At 73.2% G+C, this 20,112-nt stretch carries 10 protein-coding genes; 2 read left to right on the top strand and 8 right to left on the bottom strand.

The window, feature by feature from the left end; translation table 11 throughout:
• Positions 1 to 5: 5 nt before the first annotated feature.
• The 3 genes from ACIBTU_RS21865 to ACIBTU_RS21855 form a co-directional block, all read right to left on the bottom strand.
• Positions 6 to 3,545: an ATP-dependent DNA helicase gene (locus ACIBTU_RS21865; RefSeq protein WP_399127974.1), complete on the bottom strand. Its 3,540-nt coding sequence runs from the start codon at positions 3,543 to 3,545 to the stop codon at positions 6 to 8.
• Positions 3,546 to 3,608: 63 nt separating this feature from the next.
• The gene (locus ACIBTU_RS21860; RefSeq protein WP_399127973.1) at positions 3,609 to 6,944 is read right to left on the bottom strand and encodes an ATP-dependent helicase; all 3,336 of its coding nucleotides are present in this window, start codon (positions 6,942 to 6,944) and stop codon (positions 3,609 to 3,611) included.
• Between the two features lie 335 nt (positions 6,945 to 7,279).
• On the bottom strand, positions 7,280 to 7,645 hold the full coding sequence (locus tag ACIBTU_RS21855; protein WP_399127972.1) for an MGMT family protein: 366 nt from the start codon (positions 7,643 to 7,645) through the stop codon (positions 7,280 to 7,282).
• A 164-nt stretch (positions 7,646 to 7,809) separates the two neighbouring features.
• Between ACIBTU_RS21855 and ACIBTU_RS21850 the strand changes: the two genes are divergently transcribed.
• Both ACIBTU_RS21850 and ACIBTU_RS21845 read left to right on the top strand, forming a co-directional pair.
• Positions 7,810 to 10,563: a lysylphosphatidylglycerol synthase domain-containing protein gene (locus tag ACIBTU_RS21850; RefSeq protein ID WP_399127971.1), complete on the top strand. Its 2,754-nt coding sequence runs from the start codon at positions 7,810 to 7,812 to the stop codon at positions 10,561 to 10,563.
• Positions 10,564 to 10,647: 84 nt separating this feature from the next.
• Positions 10,648 to 12,195 carry an alpha/beta hydrolase gene (locus ACIBTU_RS21845; protein ID WP_399127970.1) on the top strand — a complete coding sequence of 516 codons (1,548 nt, stop codon included), beginning with the start codon at positions 10,648 to 10,650 and terminating at the stop codon, positions 12,193 to 12,195.
• A gap of 282 nt (positions 12,196 to 12,477) precedes the next feature.
• Here ACIBTU_RS21845 and moeZ read toward each other — a convergent pair whose 3' ends face one another.
• From moeZ to ACIBTU_RS21820, 5 genes are all read right to left on the bottom strand, one after another.
• Complete coding sequence (gene moeZ / locus ACIBTU_RS21840; protein ID WP_399127968.1) at positions 12,478 to 13,656, bottom strand: adenylyltransferase/sulfurtransferase MoeZ; 1,179 nt, start codon at positions 13,654 to 13,656, stop codon at positions 12,478 to 12,480.
• Positions 13,657 to 13,719: 63 nt separating this feature from the next.
• On the bottom strand, positions 13,720 to 14,469 hold the full coding sequence (locus tag ACIBTU_RS21835) for a spherulation-specific family 4 protein (RefSeq protein WP_399127967.1): 750 nt from the start codon (positions 14,467 to 14,469) through the stop codon (positions 13,720 to 13,722).
• Complete coding sequence (locus ACIBTU_RS21830) at positions 14,457 to 15,425, bottom strand: NAD(P)-dependent oxidoreductase (RefSeq protein WP_188336996.1); 969 nt, start codon at positions 15,423 to 15,425, stop codon at positions 14,457 to 14,459. Before ACIBTU_RS21830 ends, ACIBTU_RS21835 begins: the two co-directional genes overlap by 13 nt.
• Positions 15,426 to 15,702: 277 nt before the next feature.
• A complete protein-coding gene (locus ACIBTU_RS21825) occupies positions 15,703 to 16,755 on the bottom strand; it encodes a hypothetical protein (RefSeq protein WP_399127966.1) in 1,053 nt (350 codons plus the stop codon).
• 1,022 nt (positions 16,756 to 17,777) lie between these two features.
• Positions 17,778 to 19,910 carry a DUF3492 domain-containing protein gene (locus ACIBTU_RS21820; protein WP_399128067.1) on the bottom strand — a complete coding sequence of 711 codons (2,133 nt, stop codon included), beginning with the start codon at positions 19,908 to 19,910 and terminating at the stop codon, positions 17,778 to 17,780.
• Positions 19,911 to 20,112: the final 202 nt, after the last annotated feature.

Genomic DNA, 20,112 nt, shown 5'->3' with positions numbered 1-20,112 from the left:
CGAGCCTAATCCCCCACCAGAGTGCGCTCGTCCGGCGGCTCCTCGACGGCCTGCGGCTCCTGCGTGAGCAGCCGCTCCAGCTCGGCCCGGCCGGGCAGCCGCCGAGGCCGTACGGTCTCTCCGCTGCGCACGTACAGGAAGGCGGCGTCGACGGCCTCCAGGGGCACGCCCTGGTGCTCGGCCCAGGCGAGCCGGTAGACGGCGAGCTGCAGCGGGTCGCCGTTCTGCCGGTGGCCGGTCTTCCAGTCGACGATCTCGTACGTGGCCGTCTCGCCGTCGCCCTCCTTGTAGACGGCGTCGATGCGGCCCCGGACGACGCGGCCCGCGACGGCCAGCTGGAAGGGCAGCTCGACCCGGTAGGGCGTGCGGTGCGCGTACGGGGTGCGCTCGAAGGCGTCCTTGAGCGTCTCGAGGTCGCGCTCGTCGGCGATCTCGGCGTCGCTGCCGGGCAGCTCCTCCGGGTCGAGCATGGGCAGCCGCAGCGCTTCGAAGCGCGATTCGATCCAGGCGTGGAAGCGGGTGCCCCGGCGCGCGGCCGGCTGGGGCGGGTGCGGCATCGGGCGGGCCAGCTCCTGGGCGAAGGCGTCCGGGTCGGCCGCCATGCGCATCAGCTGGGACGCGGTGAGGGAGTGCGGTACGGGCACCTCGCGCACGGCGGCGCGGGCGCGCAGCAGCTCGCCGGTGAGGGCGTCCAGGTCGCGGTCCCAGGAGGCGATCGCGCGGGACTCCTCCGGGGTGAGCTCGGGCTCCGGGGCGGCGGCGGGGTGCGGCACCACGGGGGCGTGCCGGGCGGGCACGCGCGCGGGCGGAGCCGCGTCCGGGTACGGCGCGGGGTGCGGGAGCGCGGGCCGTTCGGCGCTCAGGCTGTCCCAGTCGACCGCGTCACCGGCGGCGTCGGCGTCGGCGTCGTCGGCTGGGAACGCCTCGTCCTCGTACGGCGGCGGGGTGTCGTCGAGCTCGTCGTCGGCGGGCGGGGGCGGCCAGTCGGGGTCCTCGAAGGGGGGCTCTTCCTCGGCGGCCCCGTGGGTGCTCCGGGCGGCCGTGGCGCGTTCCAGATGGGCGAGGACCGTGTCGGCGGCGGCCCGGCGGCGGGCGAGGGACGCGTCGTCCAGCGGGAGCGGCCAGGCGTGCTCGCTCGCCGCCTCCTGGAGGGCAGGGTTCTCCTCGTCGTCGGCCGGCTCGTCCGCCCAGGCCTCGATCTCGCCGTACCCGGCGGTGCAGTGGTCGTACAGGGCGTGGAGGAAGTCGGAGGGGCCGCGCCTGCGCTTCTGGGAGGGGCCCCACCAGTGCCCGGAGCCGAGCAGCAGCGAGCGGGGGCGGGTGAAGGTGACGTACCCGAGGCGCAGTTCCTCGGTGTGCTGGTGGTCCTTCATGTCGGCGTGGAAGGCCTTCATGCCCTTGGCGTCCCACGTCTCGATGTCGGGCAGGGTGGCGGCGTCGCCGCGCAGTGTGTGCGGCAGGACGCGGCCCTGTGCCGTCCACTTCTCCCGGCCCTGGCCACTGGGGAAGGTGCCGTTGACGAGCCCGGGGACGACGACCACGTCCCATTCGAGGCCCTTCGATTTGTGGGCGGTGAGGACCTTCACGGTGTTCTCCCCGCCCGGCAGCGCGTTGTCGAGGCCCTTCTCGTACTGGGCGGCGGTGCGCAGGAAGCCGAGGAATGCGAGCAGGGTCGCGGAGCCGTCGTCGGCCGCGAAGGAGGCGGCGACGTCCAGGAAGTTCGACAGCGTCTCGCGGCGGCGGGCCGCCAGGGCGTGCGGGGACGCGGAGAGTTCGACTTCCAGGCCGGTGACCGCCAGGACGCGGTGCAGGACGTCCATGAGCGGGTCGGACAGCGAGCGGCGCAGGTCGCGCAGTTCGGCGGCGAGGCGGGCGAAGCGCACGCGCGCGTCGGCGGAGAACGGCAGCCCGTCGTCGTCCCGGTCGGCCTCCGCGGAGGTCTCCAGGAACGTGTCGAGCGCGTCCGCCAGCGATATCACCTCGGAGGGGTCGACCCCTTCGACGGCCTCGGCGAGGCGGCGGTCCGGGTCGTCCTCGTCGCCTCCGCGCGTGTGCGAGACCAGGAGGCGGGCCCTGCGTCCCAGGAGGGCGAGGTCGCGGGGGCCGATCCGCCAGCGCGGGCCGGTCAGGAGGCGGACCAGCGACGCGTTCGCCCCCGGGTCCTGGAGGACCTCGCAGACGGCGACGAGGTCGGCTACCTCGGGCAGGTGCAGGAGGCCGGAGAGGCCGACGACCTCGACGGGGATGTCGCGGGCGACGAGCGCGCCCTGGATCTCGGCGAAGTCGGACGCGGTGCGGCACAGGACGGCGATGTCGCCCGGCTCCTTGTCGGCGCGCACGAGCCGGTCGACGGAGTCGGCGATCCAGTCGATCTCCTCCTGGTGCGTGCGCAGCAGGGCGCAGCGCACGGCGCCCGCGCCCTCGGCGTCGGGTGCCGGGCGCAGGGCCTCCACGCCCGCGTGCATGGCGCGCAGCGGCTCGGCCAGCCCGTTCGCCAGGTCGAGGAGGCGGCCGCCGCTGCGGCGGTTCTCGCTCAGGGCGAAGCGGGTGGCCGGGCTGCCGTCGGCGTACGCGAAGTGCTGCGGGAAGTCGTCGAGGTTGGCGACGGAGGCGCCGCGCCATCCGTAGATGGCCTGGCAGGGGTCGCCGACGGCGGTGACGGCGTGGCCGGTGCCGCCGCCGAACAGTCCGGCGAGCAGCAGCCGCTGGGCGACCGAGGTGTCCTGGTACTCGTCCAGGAGCACGACGCGGAACTCGTCGCGGAGGATCTCGCCGACCTCGGGGCGGGTGCCGGCCAGCGTGGCGGACAGGGCGATCTGGTCGCCGAAGTCGAGGACGTCACGGGCGCGCTTGGCCGCCCTGTAGTGGCCGACGAGCTCGGCCAGCTCCAGGCGGGCGGCGGCGGCCTCGGGGACCTTGCGCAGGTCCCCGTTGCTGAGCTTGACGTCTTCCAGGGCGCGCAGCAGCTCCCGGTCGTGGGCGCGCAGCCGCTCGGGGGTGACGAGGTGCTCGGCCAGTTCGCCGTCCAGGGCGAGCAGGTCGCTGACGAGGTCGGCGAAGGAGCGGGTGAGCGCGGGGTACGGGCCGGGAGCCTCGCGCAGGACCCGCGCGGCGAGCTGGAAGCGGGTGGCGTCGGCGAGCAGCCGCGTCGTCGGCTCCAGGCCGATGCGCAGGCCGTGGTCGGTCAGGAGGCGGCCGGCGAACGCGTGGTACGTGGAGATCACGGGCTCGCCCGGAGGGTTGTCCGGGTCGATGACGTCCGGGTCGGTGACCCCCGCCTTGATCAGTGCCTTGCGGACGCGCTCGGCGAGCTCGCCCGCCGCCTTGTTCGTGAACGTGAGGCCGAGAACCTGCTCGGGTGCGACCTGCCCGGTGCCGACAAGCCAGACCACGCGCGCCGCCATCACCGTCGTCTTGCCGGAACCGGCTCCGGCCACGATCACCTGCGGGGCGGGCGGCGCCGTGATGCAGGCCGTCTGCTCCGGGGTGAAAGGGATGCCGAGCAGCTCCTTGAGCTGCTCGGGATCGGTGAGGCGTGTGGTCACCTCATCGAGGCTAACGGGCCCCACTGACAGCCCCGGACCGTCGGGGCACGGCCGAGGCGCACGTCACTCGACGACGTGGCGGCCCTCGGGGCGCGCGCTGCACGAGGCGCGGAACGAGCAGTGCGTGCAGTGCTGCCCGGTGGTGGGGGCGAAGCGCTCGTCGAGGACCTTGCCGGCGGCGGTGGCGAGGAGGTCGCCGACCCACTCCCCTTCCAGCGGCTCCTGCGCCTGCACCTTGGGGCGCGTCTCGCCGCCGTCCTTCTTCGCGGCGCCCTGGCGCAGCTGCACCAGCTCGGCCCCGCCCGGCCGGGGACGCGCCCCGTCGAAGGCCTCGTCGACTGCGCCCTCGCGGACGGCCAGCTGGTACACGGCGAGCTGGGGGTGGCGGGCGACCTCGGCGGCACTGGGCGCCGCCTTCCCCGTCTTGAAGTCGACCACGTAGGCGCGCCCGTCGGCGTCCTCCTCCACGCGGTCCATGGAGCCGCGGATGCGTACTTCGTAGGAGCCCGCTTCGAGCGTCACGTCGAAGTCGTGCTCGCTGGCGACCGGGGTGCGGCCTCCGCGGTCGGTGACGTGCCACTGGAGGAAGCGCTCGAGCGCCACGCGCGCGTTCTGCTTCTCCTGCTCCGACTTCCAGGGCGCGTCGAACGCGAGGGCGTCCCATACGGAGTCGAGGCGCTCCATGAGGACGTCGAGGTCGGCCGGGGTGCGCCCGGAGGCGACCTCGTCGGCCAGGACGTGCACGACGTTGCCGAAGCCCTGGGCGGCCGTGGCGGGGGCGTCGGCCTTGACCTCGCGGCCCAGGAACCATTGCAGGGAGCACGTGTTGGCGAGCTGGTCGAGGGCGCTCCCGGAGAGCACGACGGGCTTGTCGCGATCGCGCAGCGGGACCTTGCTCTCGGTCGGCTCGTACAGGCCCCACCAGCGGTACGGGTGGGCGGACGGCACGAGGGGGCGGCCGTCGTCGTCGCTGAGGGCGGCGAGGCGGGCGAGGCGGCGGGCGGCGGCCTCACGCAGCCCGTCGGACACGCGCGGGTCGACGGTCGTGGCGCGCAGCTCGGCGACGAGGGCGACGACGGACAGCGGGCGGCGCGGGCGGCCCGTGACGTCCTTGGGCTCCACGCCGAGCTCGGTCAGGAACCGGGAGGGCTGGTCGCCGTCGTCCGCGGGCGCCTTCACCGCGGTGACGACGAGGCGCTCCTTCGCGCGCGTGGCGGCCACGTAGAAGAGGCGTCGCTCCTCGGCGAGGAGGGCGCCGGGGGTGAGCGGTTCGGCGAGCCCGTCGCGTCCGATGCGGTCGGCCTCCAGGAGGGAACCGCGGCGGCGCAGGTCGGGCCAGAGGCCTTCCTGGACGCCGGCCACGACGACGAGGCGCCATTCGAGGCCCTTGGAGCGGTGCGCCGTCATCAGGCGCACGGCGTCGGGGCGTACGGCGCGGCCCGCGAGGGTGTCGGCGGCGATGTCCTGGGCCTCGATCTCCTCCAGGAAGTTGCGGGCGCCGCGGCCGCCGGTGCGCTCCTCCGCGCGCGAGGCGACGGCGAACAGGGCGCACACGGCGTCGAGGTCCCGGTCCGCGTTGCGCCCCGCCGCGCCGCCGCGCCGGGCGGCCCGTTCGAGTCGCTGCGGCCAGGGCGTGCCGTTCCACAGCTCCCAGAGGGCCTCTTCGGCGGTGCCGCCGTCGGCGAGTCCGGCGCGGGCGCGCGCGAGGAGCTCACCGAGGCGCTGCGCGCCGCGTGCGTAGGCGGGGTCATGGAGGGCGAGCCGCGCGGGATCGGCGAGCGCGCGGGCGAGCAGCTCGTCGGAGGGCGGCGGCACGGCGTTGCCCGCGGTCCGCTCGTCCTCGCGCAGGGCGCGGCCCAGGCGGCGCAGGTCGGCGGCGTCCATGCCGGCCAGCGGGGACGCCAGCAGCGTCAGCGCCGTCTCCGTGTCCAACCAGGGCGGGGGCACGTCGTCGGCGCCGTCCTCGACAGCACCCTCCGCGGACCCGCCGTCCGCGTCCTCGTCCACCGGCCCCTGTGCGACCGCCTTGAGGGCCGCCAGAAGCGGCATGACGGCCGGTTCGTGGCGCAGCGGAAGGTCGTCGCCGTCGATGTCGAGCGGGACGCCGGCGGCCGTCAGGGCGCGCCGGATGGCCGGGATGTTGCGGGCACCCGCACGCACCAGGACTGCCATGTCGGTCCAGGCGACGCCGTCCTCCAGGTGCGCGCGCCGCAGGATGTCGGCGATGTTGTCGAGCTCGGTCCCGGAGGTCGGGTACGTGTAGACCTCGGTCGTGCCGCCGTCGCGGACCGGCGTCAGTTCCCGGTGGGCGCGGACCTTGTCGGCGGGCAGCCGGGTCAGCGGCATCCTCTGGGTGAGGCGTCGGGTCGCCTCCAGGAGGCGTGCGCCCGAGCGGCGTGACGTGGTGAGCACCTCCACGCGCGCGGGCGTGCCGTCGGCGCGGGGGAAGTCGTGCGGGAAGTCCAGGATGCCGTTCACGTCGGCGCCGCGGAACGCGTAGATCGACTGGTCCGGGTCGCCGAACGCGACCAGGGTGCGCCCCTGCCCCGCGAGCGCGTGCAGCAGCCGCACCTGGGCGGGGTCGGTGTCCTGGTACTCGTCGACGAACACGGCGTCGTACTGGGCGGCCAGTTGCGCGGCGACGTCCTGGCGGCGGGCGAGGAGCACCGCGCGGTGGACGAGTTCGGCGTAGTCGAGCACGCCCTGCATGTCGAGGACGTCCAGGTACTCGGCGAGGAAGGTGGCGGCCGCGCGCCAGTCCGGGCGGCCGATGCGGTGTGCGAACGCGTCCAGGGCGGCGGGCCCGAGTCCGAGTTCCCGGCTGCGGGCCAGGACCGCGCGCACCTCGTCGGCGAACCCGCGTGTGGTGAGGCAGGCGCGCAGTTCGTCGGGCCAGCGCACATGGGCGAGCCCGGCCCGCTCCAGGTCGATCTGGCCCGCGAGGAGGTCTCGTACGGTGACGTCCTGCTCGGGGCCCGACAGGAGGCGCAGCGGCTCGGCGAAGAGGTTCGTGTCCTGATGGGCGCGGATCAGCGCGTAACAGAAGGAGTGGAAGGTCGTCGCCTGTGGGGCGCGGGCGGCGCCGATGCGCAGCGCCATGCGGTCGCGCAGCTCGACCGCGGCCTTCCGGCTGAACGTGAGCACCAGGATGCGTCCCGGTGCGGTGCCCTGCTCGATGCGGGCGGAGACGGCCTCCACGAGGGTCGTCGTCTTGCCGGTGCCCGGCCCGGCGAGGACGAGAAGGGGGCCCTGCGCGTGGTCAACCACCGCGCGCTGGTGTGCGTCCAGACGAGGGGGGTCCACCGGGGCCCGCGGCGTGCGCACCAGCCGGTACGCGCCGGGCATCCCCTGTCGAACCTGGTGGTGCGACAGGTGCCGGGGGGACGGGGAGGAGCTCACGTGGATCGCTGGTCCTGGTGGGTGTGCCGGTGGTCGAAGGGCCGTCCGCGCAGGGCGGCGGCCGGGGGGTGAAGGAGGTGGCTGCCATCGACGGTGCCGTCGACGCTACGCCGTCGAGTGTGGCGGAAGCCGGACTTCCGGCGCGCCTCCCGCGTGGTTTCCGGAGCAGGTGTGCCGCGTCTCACGGACGGACCCGTGTCGCCTCCCACGACCGGAGGCACCCGAGGTGTGTCGCGTCTCACGAACGGACGCCGGCCCAGCGAAGTGCCCCGATCGCCCCTTTTCCCTCGTACGAGCCACCGGCGACTCGCTCGCGCGCGGGCCGGCCGAAGCTGTCACCCGGGAGCTTCCGAACGCGTCTCGCCGTCCCAGCGCGCGCGCTTCATGTCGAGGCGCGGCAGGTGCCCTTCGGCCGCTCTGGAGGCCTCGCGCAGCGGCGTTCCCTCGTCCCGGTAGTGGCCCAGCGCGCGCAGTTCGTGGCCCGGGAGCAGGTGTCCGTCGGAGCGCACGACACGCCACCAGGGCACGGCGCCCCCGTAGAGGGACATGGCGCGCCCCACCTGGCGCGGGCCGCCCTCCTCCAGCCATTCGGCGACGTCCCCGTACGTCATGACCCGCCCGGGCGGGATCAGCTCGGCGACCTCGAGGACGCGCTCGGCGTACTCGGGGAGGTCACCTGCCGCATCGCTCTCCTCGCTCATCCGGCCCATCCTGCCGCACGGCACCGACATCCTGGAGGGACGTACGAAAGCCTCGCTGGAGAGTCGTACGAGAAGGCGCTTGCCCACGACTCCGTGCGCGGCGAAAGCACCCTGATACCCCCCTACGACGACGGGGCATGCCACCATCGTGCGGGCGGTGACTGGTGATACGAGATCAAGAAGAGACGACGGAGCAGAGCGTGCACCCCGAGAAGGCGGAGGGCTCCTCTGTGACACCGGCGCGCCCTGAGGACCCGGCCGGGCAGGCCGCGGACGACAAGCACGAGGAGCCGCTCCACGATCCCGGAGCCGACCAGGTGGACGGCGACGAACCGCTGCTCCCCGCGCGCGTGCACCGCCCCTCGGACCTCATGCGGCTCCTGGTGGGGCTGCTCGCGATCGTCATCCTGCTCGCCATCGCGGCGTTCGCCCACGCCACGACGACGGGCTTCGCCCAGGACATCAACAAGGGCACGGGGCAGGCCCCCGACCTGCTGACCAAATTCGCGGGGCTCGCGTCGAGCATCGCGATCCTGCTCGTGCCGGTCGCCTTCGCGATCGAGCGGCTCATCAAGCGGGACGGGCTGCGCATCGCGGACGGAGTCCTGGCCGCCGTGCTCGCCCACGGCGTGACACTGGCCACCGATCTGTGGGTCGCGAAGGCGGCGCCCGAGTCCATCCAGGACGCGCTCACCAAGGTGTCGCCGGGCGACATCCATGCGCTCACCGACCCGGTACACGGCTATCTTGCGCCCGTCATCGCCTACATGACGGCTGTCGGCATGTCCCGGCGACCACGATGGCGGGTCGTCCTGTGGGTGGTGCTGCTGCTCGACGCGTTCGCCATGCTCGTCACCGGCTACACGACACCGTTCTCGATCATCCTCACGATCCTCATCGGCTGGACCGTCGCCTACGGAACGCTGTACGCGGTCGGCTCCCCCAATGTGCGCCCTACGGGGCAGACGCTGCTGGCCGGCCTGCGACACGTCGGCTTCCACCCCGTCAGCGCGTCCCGCGAGGAGGCGCACGAGGGTGCCACGGAGAACGGCGATCGGGGCCGGCGCTACTTCGTCACCCTGGAGGACGGACCGCCGCTCGACGTCACCGTGGTGGACCGGGAGCAGCAGGCACAGGGCTTCTTCTACCGGGTGTGGCGCCGGCTCACGCTGCGCGGCATCACCCAGCGCCGCAGCCTCCAGTCGCTGCGTCAGGCGCTGGAGCAGGAGGCGCTGCTCGCCTACGCGGCGATCTCGGCCGGGGCGAACGCCCCGAAGCTGATCGCGACGTCCGAGCTGGGCCCAGACGCCGTGATGCTCGTCTACGAGCACATCGGCGGCCGGTCCCTGGACGCGATGCCGGACGAGGAGATCACGGACGAGCTGCTGCGCGAGACCTGGCACCAGGTGCAGGCGCTGCAGTCGCGGCGGATCGCGCACCGCAGGCTCGCGGGCGACGCGATTCTGGTGGATCGTTCCGGCACGGTGATCCTCACCGACCTGCGCGGTGGTGAGATCGCCGCGAGCGATCTGGTGCTGCGCATGGACGTCGCGCAGATGGTCACGACGCTCGGTCTGCGCGTGGGCGCCGAGCGGGCCGTCGCGTCCGCGGTCGGCATCCTCGGCCCCGACACCGTGGCGGACTGTCTGCCTCTGCTTCAGCCGATCGCGCTCACCCGCTCCACCAGGGCGACGCTGCGCCGCCTCGGGCGGGAACGGGCCCAGCGCGAGCGCGAGGCCGTCCTGGAGGCCGCCGACCACGCAAGGGAGGCCCGGCAGGCCGCCGCCGCGGAGAACAGCGACGCGCAGCAGTCCGTACGGGCCGGGAAGAAGAACGAGAAGAAGAACGAGAAGGCCGAGCGGCAGGCGCAGAAGCGGGCTATCGACGAAGCGCTCGACGAGGCCCGTGAGGAGGATCTGCTCACCCAGATCCGCCACCAGGTGCTGCTGATCCGGCCGCAGGCACCTGTCGAACCGGCCCGTCTGGAGCGCATCAAGCCGCGCACTCTGATCAGTTTCATCGCCGGTGCGATCGGCGCGTACTTCCTCCTGTCGCAGCTCACCCACATCGACTTCGCGTCGATCGTCGGCGAGGCGGAGTGGGGCTGGGTCGGGCTCGCCGTGGTGTTCTCGGCGCTCAGCTACGTGGCGGCCGCGATGAGCCTTCTGGGCTTCGTACCGGAGCGCGTCCCCTTCATGCGGACCGTCGCCGCCCAGGTGGCCGGCTCCTTCGTGAAGATCGTGGCCCCGGCCGCGGTCGGCGGTGTGGCGCTCAACACGCGCTTCCTGCAGCGCTCGGGGGTCCGCCCCGGGCTCGCGGTCGCGAGTGTGGGCGCCTCCCAGCTGTTCGGCATGGGCAGCCACATCATGTTGCTGCTGACCTTCGGCTATCTGACCGGCACGGAGAAGACGCCTTCCCTGTCGCCGTCCCGGACGGTCATCGCGGGTCTGCTGACGGTCGCTGTGCTCGTCCTTGTAGTGACGTCGATCCCGTTCCTGCGGAAGTTCGTCGTCACGCGCGTGCGGTCGCTCTTCGCCGGTGTGGTGCCGCGCATGCTCGACGTGCTGCAGCGGCCCCGCAAGCTGCTCACGGGCATCGGGGGCATGCTCCTGCTGACGGCCTGCTTCGTCATGTGCCTCGACGCGTCGATCCGCGCCTTCGGGGACGAGACGACGAGCCTGAGCCTGGCCAGCGTCGCGGTCGTGTTCCTCGCGGGTAACGCGCTCGGTTCGGCCGCCCCGACGCCGGGCGGTGTGGGCGCCGTCGAGGCGACGCTGACGGTCGGTCTGATCGCGGTCGGTCTGCCCAAGGAGGTCGCGGCCCCCGCGGTGCTCCTGTACCGGCTCCTGACCCTGTGGCTGCCGGTGCTGCCCGGCTGGCTGTTCTTCAACCACCTCTCGCGCAAGGGCGCCTTGTAGGAGGTCCGGGTCCCGGGCCGCGGTTCCTCACCCGCACAGACCGCAGCCCGAGCGCCCCGCACCGGGCCGCCGCAGGATGGACGCATGCCCATTCCGTCCCGCCCTCGCGCCGCTGCCCTGGCCGTCTCCGCCGCCCTGCTGTCCACGTCGCTCGCGGCGTGCAGCGGCGACTCCAAGGACGACGCGGATCTCCCGTCCCAGACGTTGAGCTGGAAGGACTGCCCCGCTCCCTCGGAGTCCGAGGGGGGCGGCGAGGCGCCGTCCCCGCTGCCCGGCGGAACCGAGTGGCAGTGCGCCACCATGAAGGCGCCGCTCGACTGGGACGACCCCAAGGGCGACACGATCGGCATCGCGCTGATCCGCGCCAAGGCGAGCGGCGCCGAGGACAGGCGCATCGGCTCGCTGATCTTCAACTTCGGCGGCCCCGGCGGCTCGGGCGTCACCACCCTGCCCGCGTTCGGCACCGACTATGCGAAGCTGCGCACCCGCTACGACCTCGTCAGCTTCGACCCGCGCGGGGTGGGACGCAGCGCCGGCGTCGAATGCGAGGACGACGAGCAGCTCGACAAGTACTTCCAGCAGGACTCCACGCCCGACGACGAGGCGGAGCGCCAGAAGCTCGTCGACAACGTCTCGGCGTTCAACGGCAACTGCGAGAAGCACTCCGGCAAGGTCCTCCCCCACGTCCGCACCACCGACGCGGCCCGCGACATGGACCTCATGCGCCAGGTGCTGGGCGACGACAAGCTGCACTACTTCGGCATCTCCTACGGCACCGAACTGGGCGGCGTCTACGCGCACTTGTTCCCGAAGAACGTGGGGCGCGCCGTGTTCGACGGCGTCGTCGACCCCACCGAGGACCCGGAGCAGGGCTCGCTCGGCCAGGCCAAGGGCTTCCAGCTCGCTCTCGACAACTACGCGAAGGACTGCACGTCCCAGGTCGAGGACTGCCCCGTCGGCGACACGCCCCAGGACGTCAAGGACAAGATCGCGAAGCTGCTCCGGGACCTCGACGAGAAGCCGATCCCCGGGATCTTCCCCCGCGATCTGACCCAGACCGCGGCCACGAACGGGATCGCGCAGTCCCTGTACTCGAAGGACTTCTGGGAGTACCTCACCGAGGGCCTGCAGCAGGCGTACGAAGGTGACGGCAAGGTCCTTATGATGCTGTCCGACTCGATGAACGGGCGCAACGAGGACGGGAAGTACAGCAATATCCAGGCCGCGAACGTCGCGATCAACTGCGCCGACGACAAGGCCCGGTACACATCGGACGACGTCGAGGCGAAGCTGCCCGAGTTCCGCGCCGCGTCCCCGCTGTTCGGCGACTATCTCGCCTGGGGCATGCTCGGCTGCACCGACTGGGCGGTGGGCGGAGCCGCCGACCACCCCGACGTGAGCGCCGCCGGCTCCGCCCCGATCCTCGTCGTGGGCAACACCGGCGACCCGGCCACGCCGTACGAGGGCGCCCGCAAGATGGCGCAGGCGCTGGGCTCGGGCGTCGGGGTCGAGCTGACGTACAAGGGCCAGGGGCACGGGGCGTACGACAGCGGGAACAAGTGCGTGTCCGGCGCCGTGAACCGGTACCTGCTCGAGGGGACGGTCCCGAAAGAGGGAACGGTCTGCTCGTGATCGCGGAGTTGTCCACAGGCCGGAGCGGAGGTCGGCGCGAACTCCTAATCTGACGTCGTCGGTTCGCGATCGAGAGCGACCGGCGCAGGTCAGGGCGGTCGAGGGGAGACGACATGCGTGCAGGGACGACAGCCGGAGCGGTGGCCGCGCGGCGACAGGAGTGTCGAATACGGACATGCGAAACGGGCCCCGCGCTCGATGCGCGAGGCCCGTACGTATCGATCAGTGACCCGACCGGTGAACCGGCCGACAGGCCTGCCCATGGGCCGGCCCGGGGACCGGTCAGTAGATCGGCTTCTCCGGCTCGATCTGATTGACCCAGCCGATGACGCCGCCACCCACGTGCACGGCGTCCGCGAAGCCCGCGGACTTCAGCACGGCGAGAACTTCCGCACTGCGGACACCCGTCTTGCAATGCAAGACGATCTTCTTGTCCTGCGGCAGGCTCTCCAGGGCGGTGCCCATGAGGAACTCGTTCTTGGGGATCAGCTTGGCGCCCGGGATCGAGACGATCTCGTACTCGTTCGGCTCGCGGACGTCGATGATCTCGATGTTCTCGTCGTCGTCGATCCACTCCTTGAGCTGCTTGGGAGTGATCGTGGCGCCGGCGGCCGCTTCCTGGGCCTCCTCGGACACGACGCCGCAGAAGGCCTCGTAGTCGATGAGCTCGGTGACGGTCGGGTTCTCGCCGCAGACCGCGCAGTTGGGGTCCTTGCGGACCTTGACCTGGCGGTACTGCATCTCCAGGGCGTCGTAGATCATCAGGCGGCCGACGAGCGGCTCACCGATGCCGGCGAGGAGCTTGATGGCCTCGTTGACCTGGATGGAGCCGATGGACGCGCAGAGCACACCCAGGACGCCGCCCTCGGCGCAGGAGGGGACCATGCCCGGCGGCGGGGGCTCCGGGTACAGGCAGCGGTAGCACGGCCCGTGCTCGGACCAGAAGACCGAGGCCTGGCCGTCGAAGCGGTAGATGGAACCCCACACGTAGGGCTTGTTGAGCAGCACACACGCGTCGTTGACCAGGTAGCGCGTCGCGAAGTTGTCCGTGCCGTCGACGATCAGGTCGTACTGGCTGAAGATGTCCATCACGTTGTCGGCCTCGAGCCGCTCTTCGTGGAGGATCACGTTCACGTACGGGTTGATGCCGAGGACCGAGTCCTTCGCGGACTCCGCCTTGGACCGGCCGATGTCGGCCTGGCTGTGGATGATCTGGCGCTGCAGGTTCGACTCGTCGACCTCGTCGAACTCGACGATGCCGAGCGTGCCCACGCCGGCCGCGGCCAGGTACATCAGGGCCGGCGATCCGAGGCCGCCGGCGCCCACGGCGAGCACCTTGGCGTTCTTGAGCCGCTTCTGCCCGTCCATCCCGACATCCGGGATGATCAGGTGGCGGGAGTACCTGCGGACCTCGTCTACGGTGAGCTCAGCAGCTGGCTCGACCAGGGGTGGCAGCGACACGGGGACTCCGTTGGTCGGTATCTACGTACGGTTGTTCCGTCAGTAACACTGCCACGCCCTCCTTCATTCCGAGACACCCGTTCCGATCCGCGAGACAATTTCGTCCCAGTACCCGGGCATCGACTCCCAGGCCGTGCTCGCGCCGCCCCGTTCCGTGCGGTCGGTGAAGTAGATGGTGCCCGCGCCCTGCCAGCGCGCGATGCGCAGGGCCTCCTCGAGATGGCCGCGCGGCATGCCGTGCACGAGGTGGCAGAAGCGCTCCGGCGGGTACTCCGCCGTCCACTCCGCCACCTGCGACCAGCGATAGTCGCTCCAGGCCCCGGAGAACGTGACCAGCTGGTCGGCGTTCTCGGCGTATCCGGGGTAGGGGTGGGTGCCGTGGCCGAACACGATGTACGCGTCGTCGATCAGGGCGCGCAGGGTCGTGACGGTCCGCCGGACCTCGGGCAGTGCTGCCCGCTCCGTGGGACAGCGGTCCAGATGGAAGCCGTCGACCCGGTACCAGTCGAGGTAGCGGTGGGCGTCGGAGACCAGTTCACCGAAGGACCGGGCCCCGTAGGTCAGGTCGAGGTGACCGAGAACGCGTACGCCCGCGTTCCGCAGCCGGCCCACCGCTTCCAGGCAGTGCGGGTCGGGCCGGGTCCCGGGGCCGTGCGCCACGTTGAGGACGACCCAGTCCAGCGGGGTCGAGGGCCGGGTCAGCTCGGCCCACTCGGCGGGGGCGACCAGCGGGTGGGCGAACCCGGGGATGCCGAAGCCGAGACGTACATCGGTGCTCGACAGGCCGGTCGCGGTCGGAGTCAGATACGGCATGCCGCCTCCATCCAGATGTCGGCGAGGGATTCTTCGAGGTTGATGCGGGGGCGCCAGCCGAGCCGGTCGCGCGCGGTGCGCACGTCGGCCTGCTGCCAGCTGCCGCAGCCGTCGGGGTACGGGTACGCGGCGGGCGGGCTGTGCATCCCGTGCTCGGACTCGCCGCGCGGGTGGCCGACGGCCGGACGCAGCGCGGACGGCGGGCCGTCGAGCTCGTGCAGCGCGCCGCCGAATCCGGCGACGCGGGCGAGCACGGCGGCGGCGTCCCGCAGGCGCACGGCACGGCCCGAGCCGATGTTGATCACACCCTGGGCGGCGGACAGCGAGGCGGCGTGCACGGCGCGGGCCACGTCGCGGACGTCGATGAAGTCGCGCTGGGCGCCGAGGCCGCCGAGCTTCAGTTCGCCGTCGCCGGCCTGCATCGCGCGGCGCATCGCCTCCGCGAGCCGGCCCAGCGGGGACCCGGCGGGGGTGCCCGGTCCGGCCGGCGAGAAGACGCGCAGGACGACGGCGTCGAGGCCGGAGCCGAGGACGAGCTCGGTCGCGGCGAGCTTGCTGACGCCGTACGGGCCGCCGGGGCGGGGCACCGCGTCCTCGGCGGTGGACGAGCCGGGCTGCGAGGGTCCGTACTCGGCGCCGCAGCCGATCTGCACGAGGCGGGCCCCGCAGCCGCTGCGGCGCAGGGCTTCGCAGACGGTGGCGACGGCGACGGTGTTGTGCCGGGTCAGTTCGCGGGCGCCGCCGCGGGTGGCACCGGCGCAGTTGATGACGACCCCTGGGTGGACCGCGTCCAGGAAGCGGGTGAGCGCGCCGGGGCTGCCGGTGGCGAGGTCGAAGCGGACGTCGGCGTCGTCGCCGCGGCCGAGCGCGGTGAGCTGCACGGCGGGGTCGGCCAGCAGACGGTCGGCGACGAAGCGCCCCAGGTACCCGTTGGCCCCGATCAGCAGAACCCTCATCGGTCGCCTCCCGGAGTCCGTGCTCCGTCGTGCGCTCCGCACGCCGCGCGCCGGGCGCTCGGCTCGTGGGGTGCGCGTCGACCGTGAGGTCCGGAGTATCCGGCGTATCCGGCGCCTCCGGGAGGAGGGGTGGTCATCTGGCGTTCTCCTTATACGTGTTGCCGTGGTTCGTCGAGTGAGCCCGCGGTGTCGGCCCCGCGGGCGGAGGGAGGTTCCGGTCATGCGGTGAGCGGGAGGTGCGAGGAGGTCGCGTGCTCGGCAGCAGGCCGGTCCGTGGTCATGGGGCGGCGCCCGCCGTGGCGTCGGGGCCGGCGTGGGCGGAGGCGTGGGTCAGGGTGCGGCCGGCGTGGGCCAGCAGCGCGAGGGCGGCGACGGTGCAGGCGATGGCCGGCACGACGCCGGTACCGGCCCCGTCGACGAGCGTCTCCACGGGCGTGCCGGCGAAGTCGCAGCCGGGCAGCCTGGCCGCGAAGACCGTGGAGACGGCCAGGGTCTCGACGGCCGCGGCGGCACCGAGCACGACGGCGGGGGCGTGCGTGCGGCCGTGCGCGGCGAGCAGTCGGGAGAGGAGGAGCAGGACACCGAGGGAGGTCGTGCCCGCGTAGTCGACGTCCTGGTCGAGCACGGCGCCGGCCACGGCGAGGAGTGCCACCAGGATCAGAGCGAACAGGAGGACACAGCCGAGGAGCAACGGGCGGGCGGACGCGGCGAATTCGGCGAGTCCGCGACTGGTGGCGAGTCGCCGCCGGGCACCGGCCATGAACAGGTAGGCGCACCAGGTGCCGGGCGCGACGCTCACCGCGAGGGCGAGCAGGGGCGCGGTCGCCGGGGCCCAGGCCTCGTCGGGGCCGCCGGCGAGGGCCGCGGAGAGGAGGCCGTCGCCGAGCGTGGCGTAGGTGAGCAGCCACCAGACCCACAGGCCGGTCGACGGGGCGGGCGGTCCGTCCCCGGTGCGGAGCGGGCCACGGCGCAGTGCCGCCTGCAGCGCGGCGCCGACAGCGAGGACACCGGCACAGCCCAATGTCAGCCGGGCCACGCCGCTCGTGTTCTCCACCGCGAACAGGGTCAGCGCGCCCACGGCGCCGGGCAGCAGGGAGAGTACGGCCCAGGTGCCACGCGGGCCGGTGCGGCGGCCGGGCGGGGCCGTGGGGTGCGGCTCGACGGGGTCTCCGTCCCGGGGAGCCCGTGCGTACATCTCCTCGGCGAGGGAGAACACGTCCCTGTGGCGGTAGCGGGCGGCGGTCCGGTCGGTGACGCCGCGGGCCTCCAGGCCGGCGGCGATCTCCAGCGGGTCGACGGCACGCTCGCACAGGTCGCGGTGCCGGTGCATCAGCACTTTGACGGGATCGGCGCCGGAACGGCGTTGAGTGGTACGGGAGTTGGGGGTGGTTGATTCGGTGGGACGCTCGGTGGGCCGGTCTGTGGTGCGGGTCGTCTGGGCGGCACTGGAGCCGCGTGACCCGTCGCGTGGCACGTCCTGGGCACCGGCTGCCGCCTCGGCTCGGGCTGGTCTCGCGGAGGCGCCGGGCTCGGGGGCGGTCTGCGCGGAGGCGCTCGGCACACGGGTACCCGGCGCGGAGGCGCTCGGCGCTGAGGTGGCGGATGGCACGGAAGCGCCCGACGCGGGATCGCTCGGCACGCTGAGCTTTTCGACCTCCGCGGCCTTCTCGACCTCGGGCGCCGTCACGCGGGTGCTCTCGCCCGTCTCAGCCCGAGCACCGACGTCGGCTCGGCCAGTCGCTTCGGCCCCGCCCTCACCCCTGCCCCTGCCCCCGGCTGCGGCATCCGGCGCGGCTGCGGCATCGGGCGCGGCCGGAGAGGAACTCGCCTCGGCGGGGCGGGCACCGGGCCCTCCCAAACTGTCGGCCGACTCGGCCGGGCCACCGGTCGACGCCGGCTCACCCGTCCCGGACTCCGTCCCGGCGGCCCGAGACTCCACCTCAGCCGACCCGGAGTCCACCCCGGCAGCCCCAGGCTCCATGCTGGCAGGCCCAGGACCTGTCCCGGCAGATCCAGGCTCCGTGCCGGCAGACCCACGCTCGGTCCCGGCAGACCCAGGCTCCGGCGCCGCAGGACGGGACTCGCCCATCGCACGCCAAGCCGCATCGACCGCGCCCAGCAACTCACCGTCCTGGCCGACGAGTTCGCCGAGCCCGGCGTCGGCGCTCAGGCCCGCATTCACGCCGCCCTCATCCCCCGACGAGGCGGCCTCGGGCGAGTTGGGCAAACGATCCGCCGCGGCACCAGGGGCCGCGGCAGGCTCGCCGTCGGGCGCCCAGGCGCTGGTCCCGACGGGTGCTTCGGGCACATCGGTTCCGACGCCGCCCGTGGGGGCCACGCCCTCGCGCCCGCTCATGCCTCACCCTTCCCACAGCCGGGGGTGGCCCCGGCCAACTGTTCGTACTGCTCGCGCTCGCGACCCGCGGCGAGGGAGTCGCCCTCCGCCTGGGAGCCGGTCCCGCCCGTCGCTTCGGGCTGCCCCGTGAGCCAGGCCCCGTCGACGGCACCCGCGACCGGGGCCGTCCACCGGCCGGGCACGTGGGCCTCCAGCGGGTGGGCGAAGGGCAGCGGCTCGCCCGAGTCGTCCAGGGCCTCCCGGCGGACGGGGCAGCGCGACACGATCTCCAGGTAAATGCCGCGAAATGCCGCGACGTTCTGTTCGACGGTGAAGAGCTCCAGGGCGCGGGCCCGGGCCGCGGCGCCGAGCCGTTCGCGGCGCTCGGGGTCGCGCAGCAGCGCGATGCAGGCCTCGGCGAGCGCCCGGGGATTGCGCGGCGGCACGACGAGTCCCGTGCCGCCGATGACCTCGACCACGGCGCCCACGTCGGTGGACACGGTGGCGCGCCCGCAGAACATGGCCTCGACCAGGCTGATCGGGAAGCCCTCGACGACGCTGGACAGGACGACGACACTGCCCGCGCCGTAGGCATCGGCGAGGTCGGGGGCCTCGGGACTGCCGAGTTCCTCGAAGGAGACGGGGTTCTCACCGACGGCGTGCAGCCCTTCGGCCTCGTCGGGGAAGAGCTGCGCGGCGAGGGCCTTGCAGTGCCCGAGATAGGTCTCGGCCCCCGTCTCGCCCGCACCCGTGAGCCCCACCTCGGCCCGACCCACACCCCCGGCACCACTCACACCACCCGAGCCACCGAAGCCACCCAGGCCACCCACAGCACCACCCGCGCCAGCCACACCCCCCGCAACGCCCCCAGCCGAACCCCAGGGCCCCGCCCCCGCCCCCGCCCCGACCCCAGCCCCCACCGAAGTCGACATAGCCATCGGCATCGGCATCGCGCCCACGATCCGCAGCCGAGCCTTCGGTTCCTCCTTGCGGATCTCCGCGAAGGCGTGCAGGAGGGAGATGAGGTCCTTGGACGGTTCGATGCGGCCGATCCAGACGAGCGTGTCGGGCTCGCCCGGCTCCTCCCGCTCACCGACCTCGGCGAAGCGCGAGGCCTCCATGCCGGGGTGGACGGTGCGGAGCTTGGCGCGGTCGGCGCCGCAGCGCTCCTGCCAGCGCCGCGCATGAGTGTTGCCGGGCGTGATGAGCGCGGCCTCGCGATAGACCTCGGCGGCGAGCCGGCCGTGGAAGGCCGCGAGCAACGCCCGTACGGGTGCGCTGAGTTCGGCGTCGCCGGCGGCGATGTAGCGGGCCCGGAGCCGGACCCCGTACTCGGTGACGAGCAGGGGGACGCCGAAGAAGCGCTTGGCGACGAGGCCCGGGAGCGCCGCGGAGCCGCCCGAGGTGGCGTGACAGAGGTCGACGGCACCGAGCCCGCCGCCCCCGGTCGAGCCGGCAGCGGAGGCGTCGTCGTACCAGTCGAGGGAGAGCGGCCGCAGCGCGCGCTCCAGGTGTCCGGTGAAGGCGAGCAGATCGGGCACGCGGGCGGCGCGGACGGCGCGCTGCGCTCCGGGCGCACGACAGGCGCGCTCCAGGATGCGAACGGCGGCCTCGGAGCGCAAAGCCGGAGCCAGCACGCCCTCGTCACGGGCCAGCTCGGCGAGCCCGTAGAGCGCGGAGGCGAAACGGTCCGCCTCTACATCAGAGACACCGGCCCCGCCAGAACCGCCGGAGCCGCCAAGACCACTGGAACCACTGGAACCACCAAAACCAACCGAACCACCGGACCCACTCAAGCCACCGGAGCCACCAGCCCCACCGGAGAAGTCGGAGGAGACACCGGCGCCGCCGGAGCGCACGATCGCCGTCACGAGCTCCCCATAGAGCGTGGCGAAGCGGCGACGGGCACGTCGGCCGATGGCCGGACCGAGGGCGCCGTCATCGGCACCGGTCCACAGCGGCGCGGTCCGCACCCGGCTGACCTGCGGGGGGAGTTCGATCCAGCCCGCGTCCTCCTGCGCCTGGCTGCGACTGAGCGCGTAGATGTCGAACTCGTGCTGCTCGAGCCCGCGCACAAGCCGGTCGCACCAGAGTCTGGCCTCACCGCTCACATACGGATAGCCACCCTCGGTCAGCAGTCCGATGCGCACGCGCACACCCCCGATCTCCCTCTCGGTGAGCCGCCGTTGACCCGGCGGCTCGCAGCGGGACGAACGTATGCGGACATGCCGGTGGGGGGGGGGGGGGGGGGGGGGGGGGGGGGGGGCGCGCCGCGGGGGGGGGGGCGGGGGCGGGGGACGCAAAAAACAAACAGGGAAAAAAAGAACAGAGAGAGCAAGAACCAACCTCGGA

It is taken from the genome of Streptomyces sp. NPDC050145, assembly GCF_044460245.1.
Lineage (GTDB): Bacteria > Actinomycetota > Actinomycetes > Streptomycetales > Streptomycetaceae > Streptomyces.
This window is presented reverse-complemented; position numbering and strand designations above follow the sequence as displayed.

Coding starts and splice junctions, on each gene's coding strand:
- ACIBTU_RS21845 (WP_399127970.1), top strand. CDS start 10,648: ATGCCCATTCCGTCCCGCCCTCGCGCCGCTGCCCTGGCCGTCTCCGCC.
- ACIBTU_RS21830 (WP_188336996.1), bottom strand. CDS start 15,425: ATGAGGGTTCTGCTGATCGGGGCCAACGGGTACCTGGGGCGCTTCGTC.
- ACIBTU_RS21825 (WP_399127966.1), bottom strand. CDS start 16,755: ATGCACCGGCACCGCGACCTGTGCGAGCGTGCCGTCGACCCGCTGGAG.
- ACIBTU_RS21835 (WP_399127967.1), bottom strand. CDS start 14,469: ATGCCGTATCTGACTCCGACCGCGACCGGCCTGTCGAGCACCGATGTA.
- ACIBTU_RS21855 (WP_399127972.1), bottom strand. CDS start 7,645: ATGAGCGAGGAGAGCGATGCGGCAGGTGACCTCCCCGAGTACGCCGAG.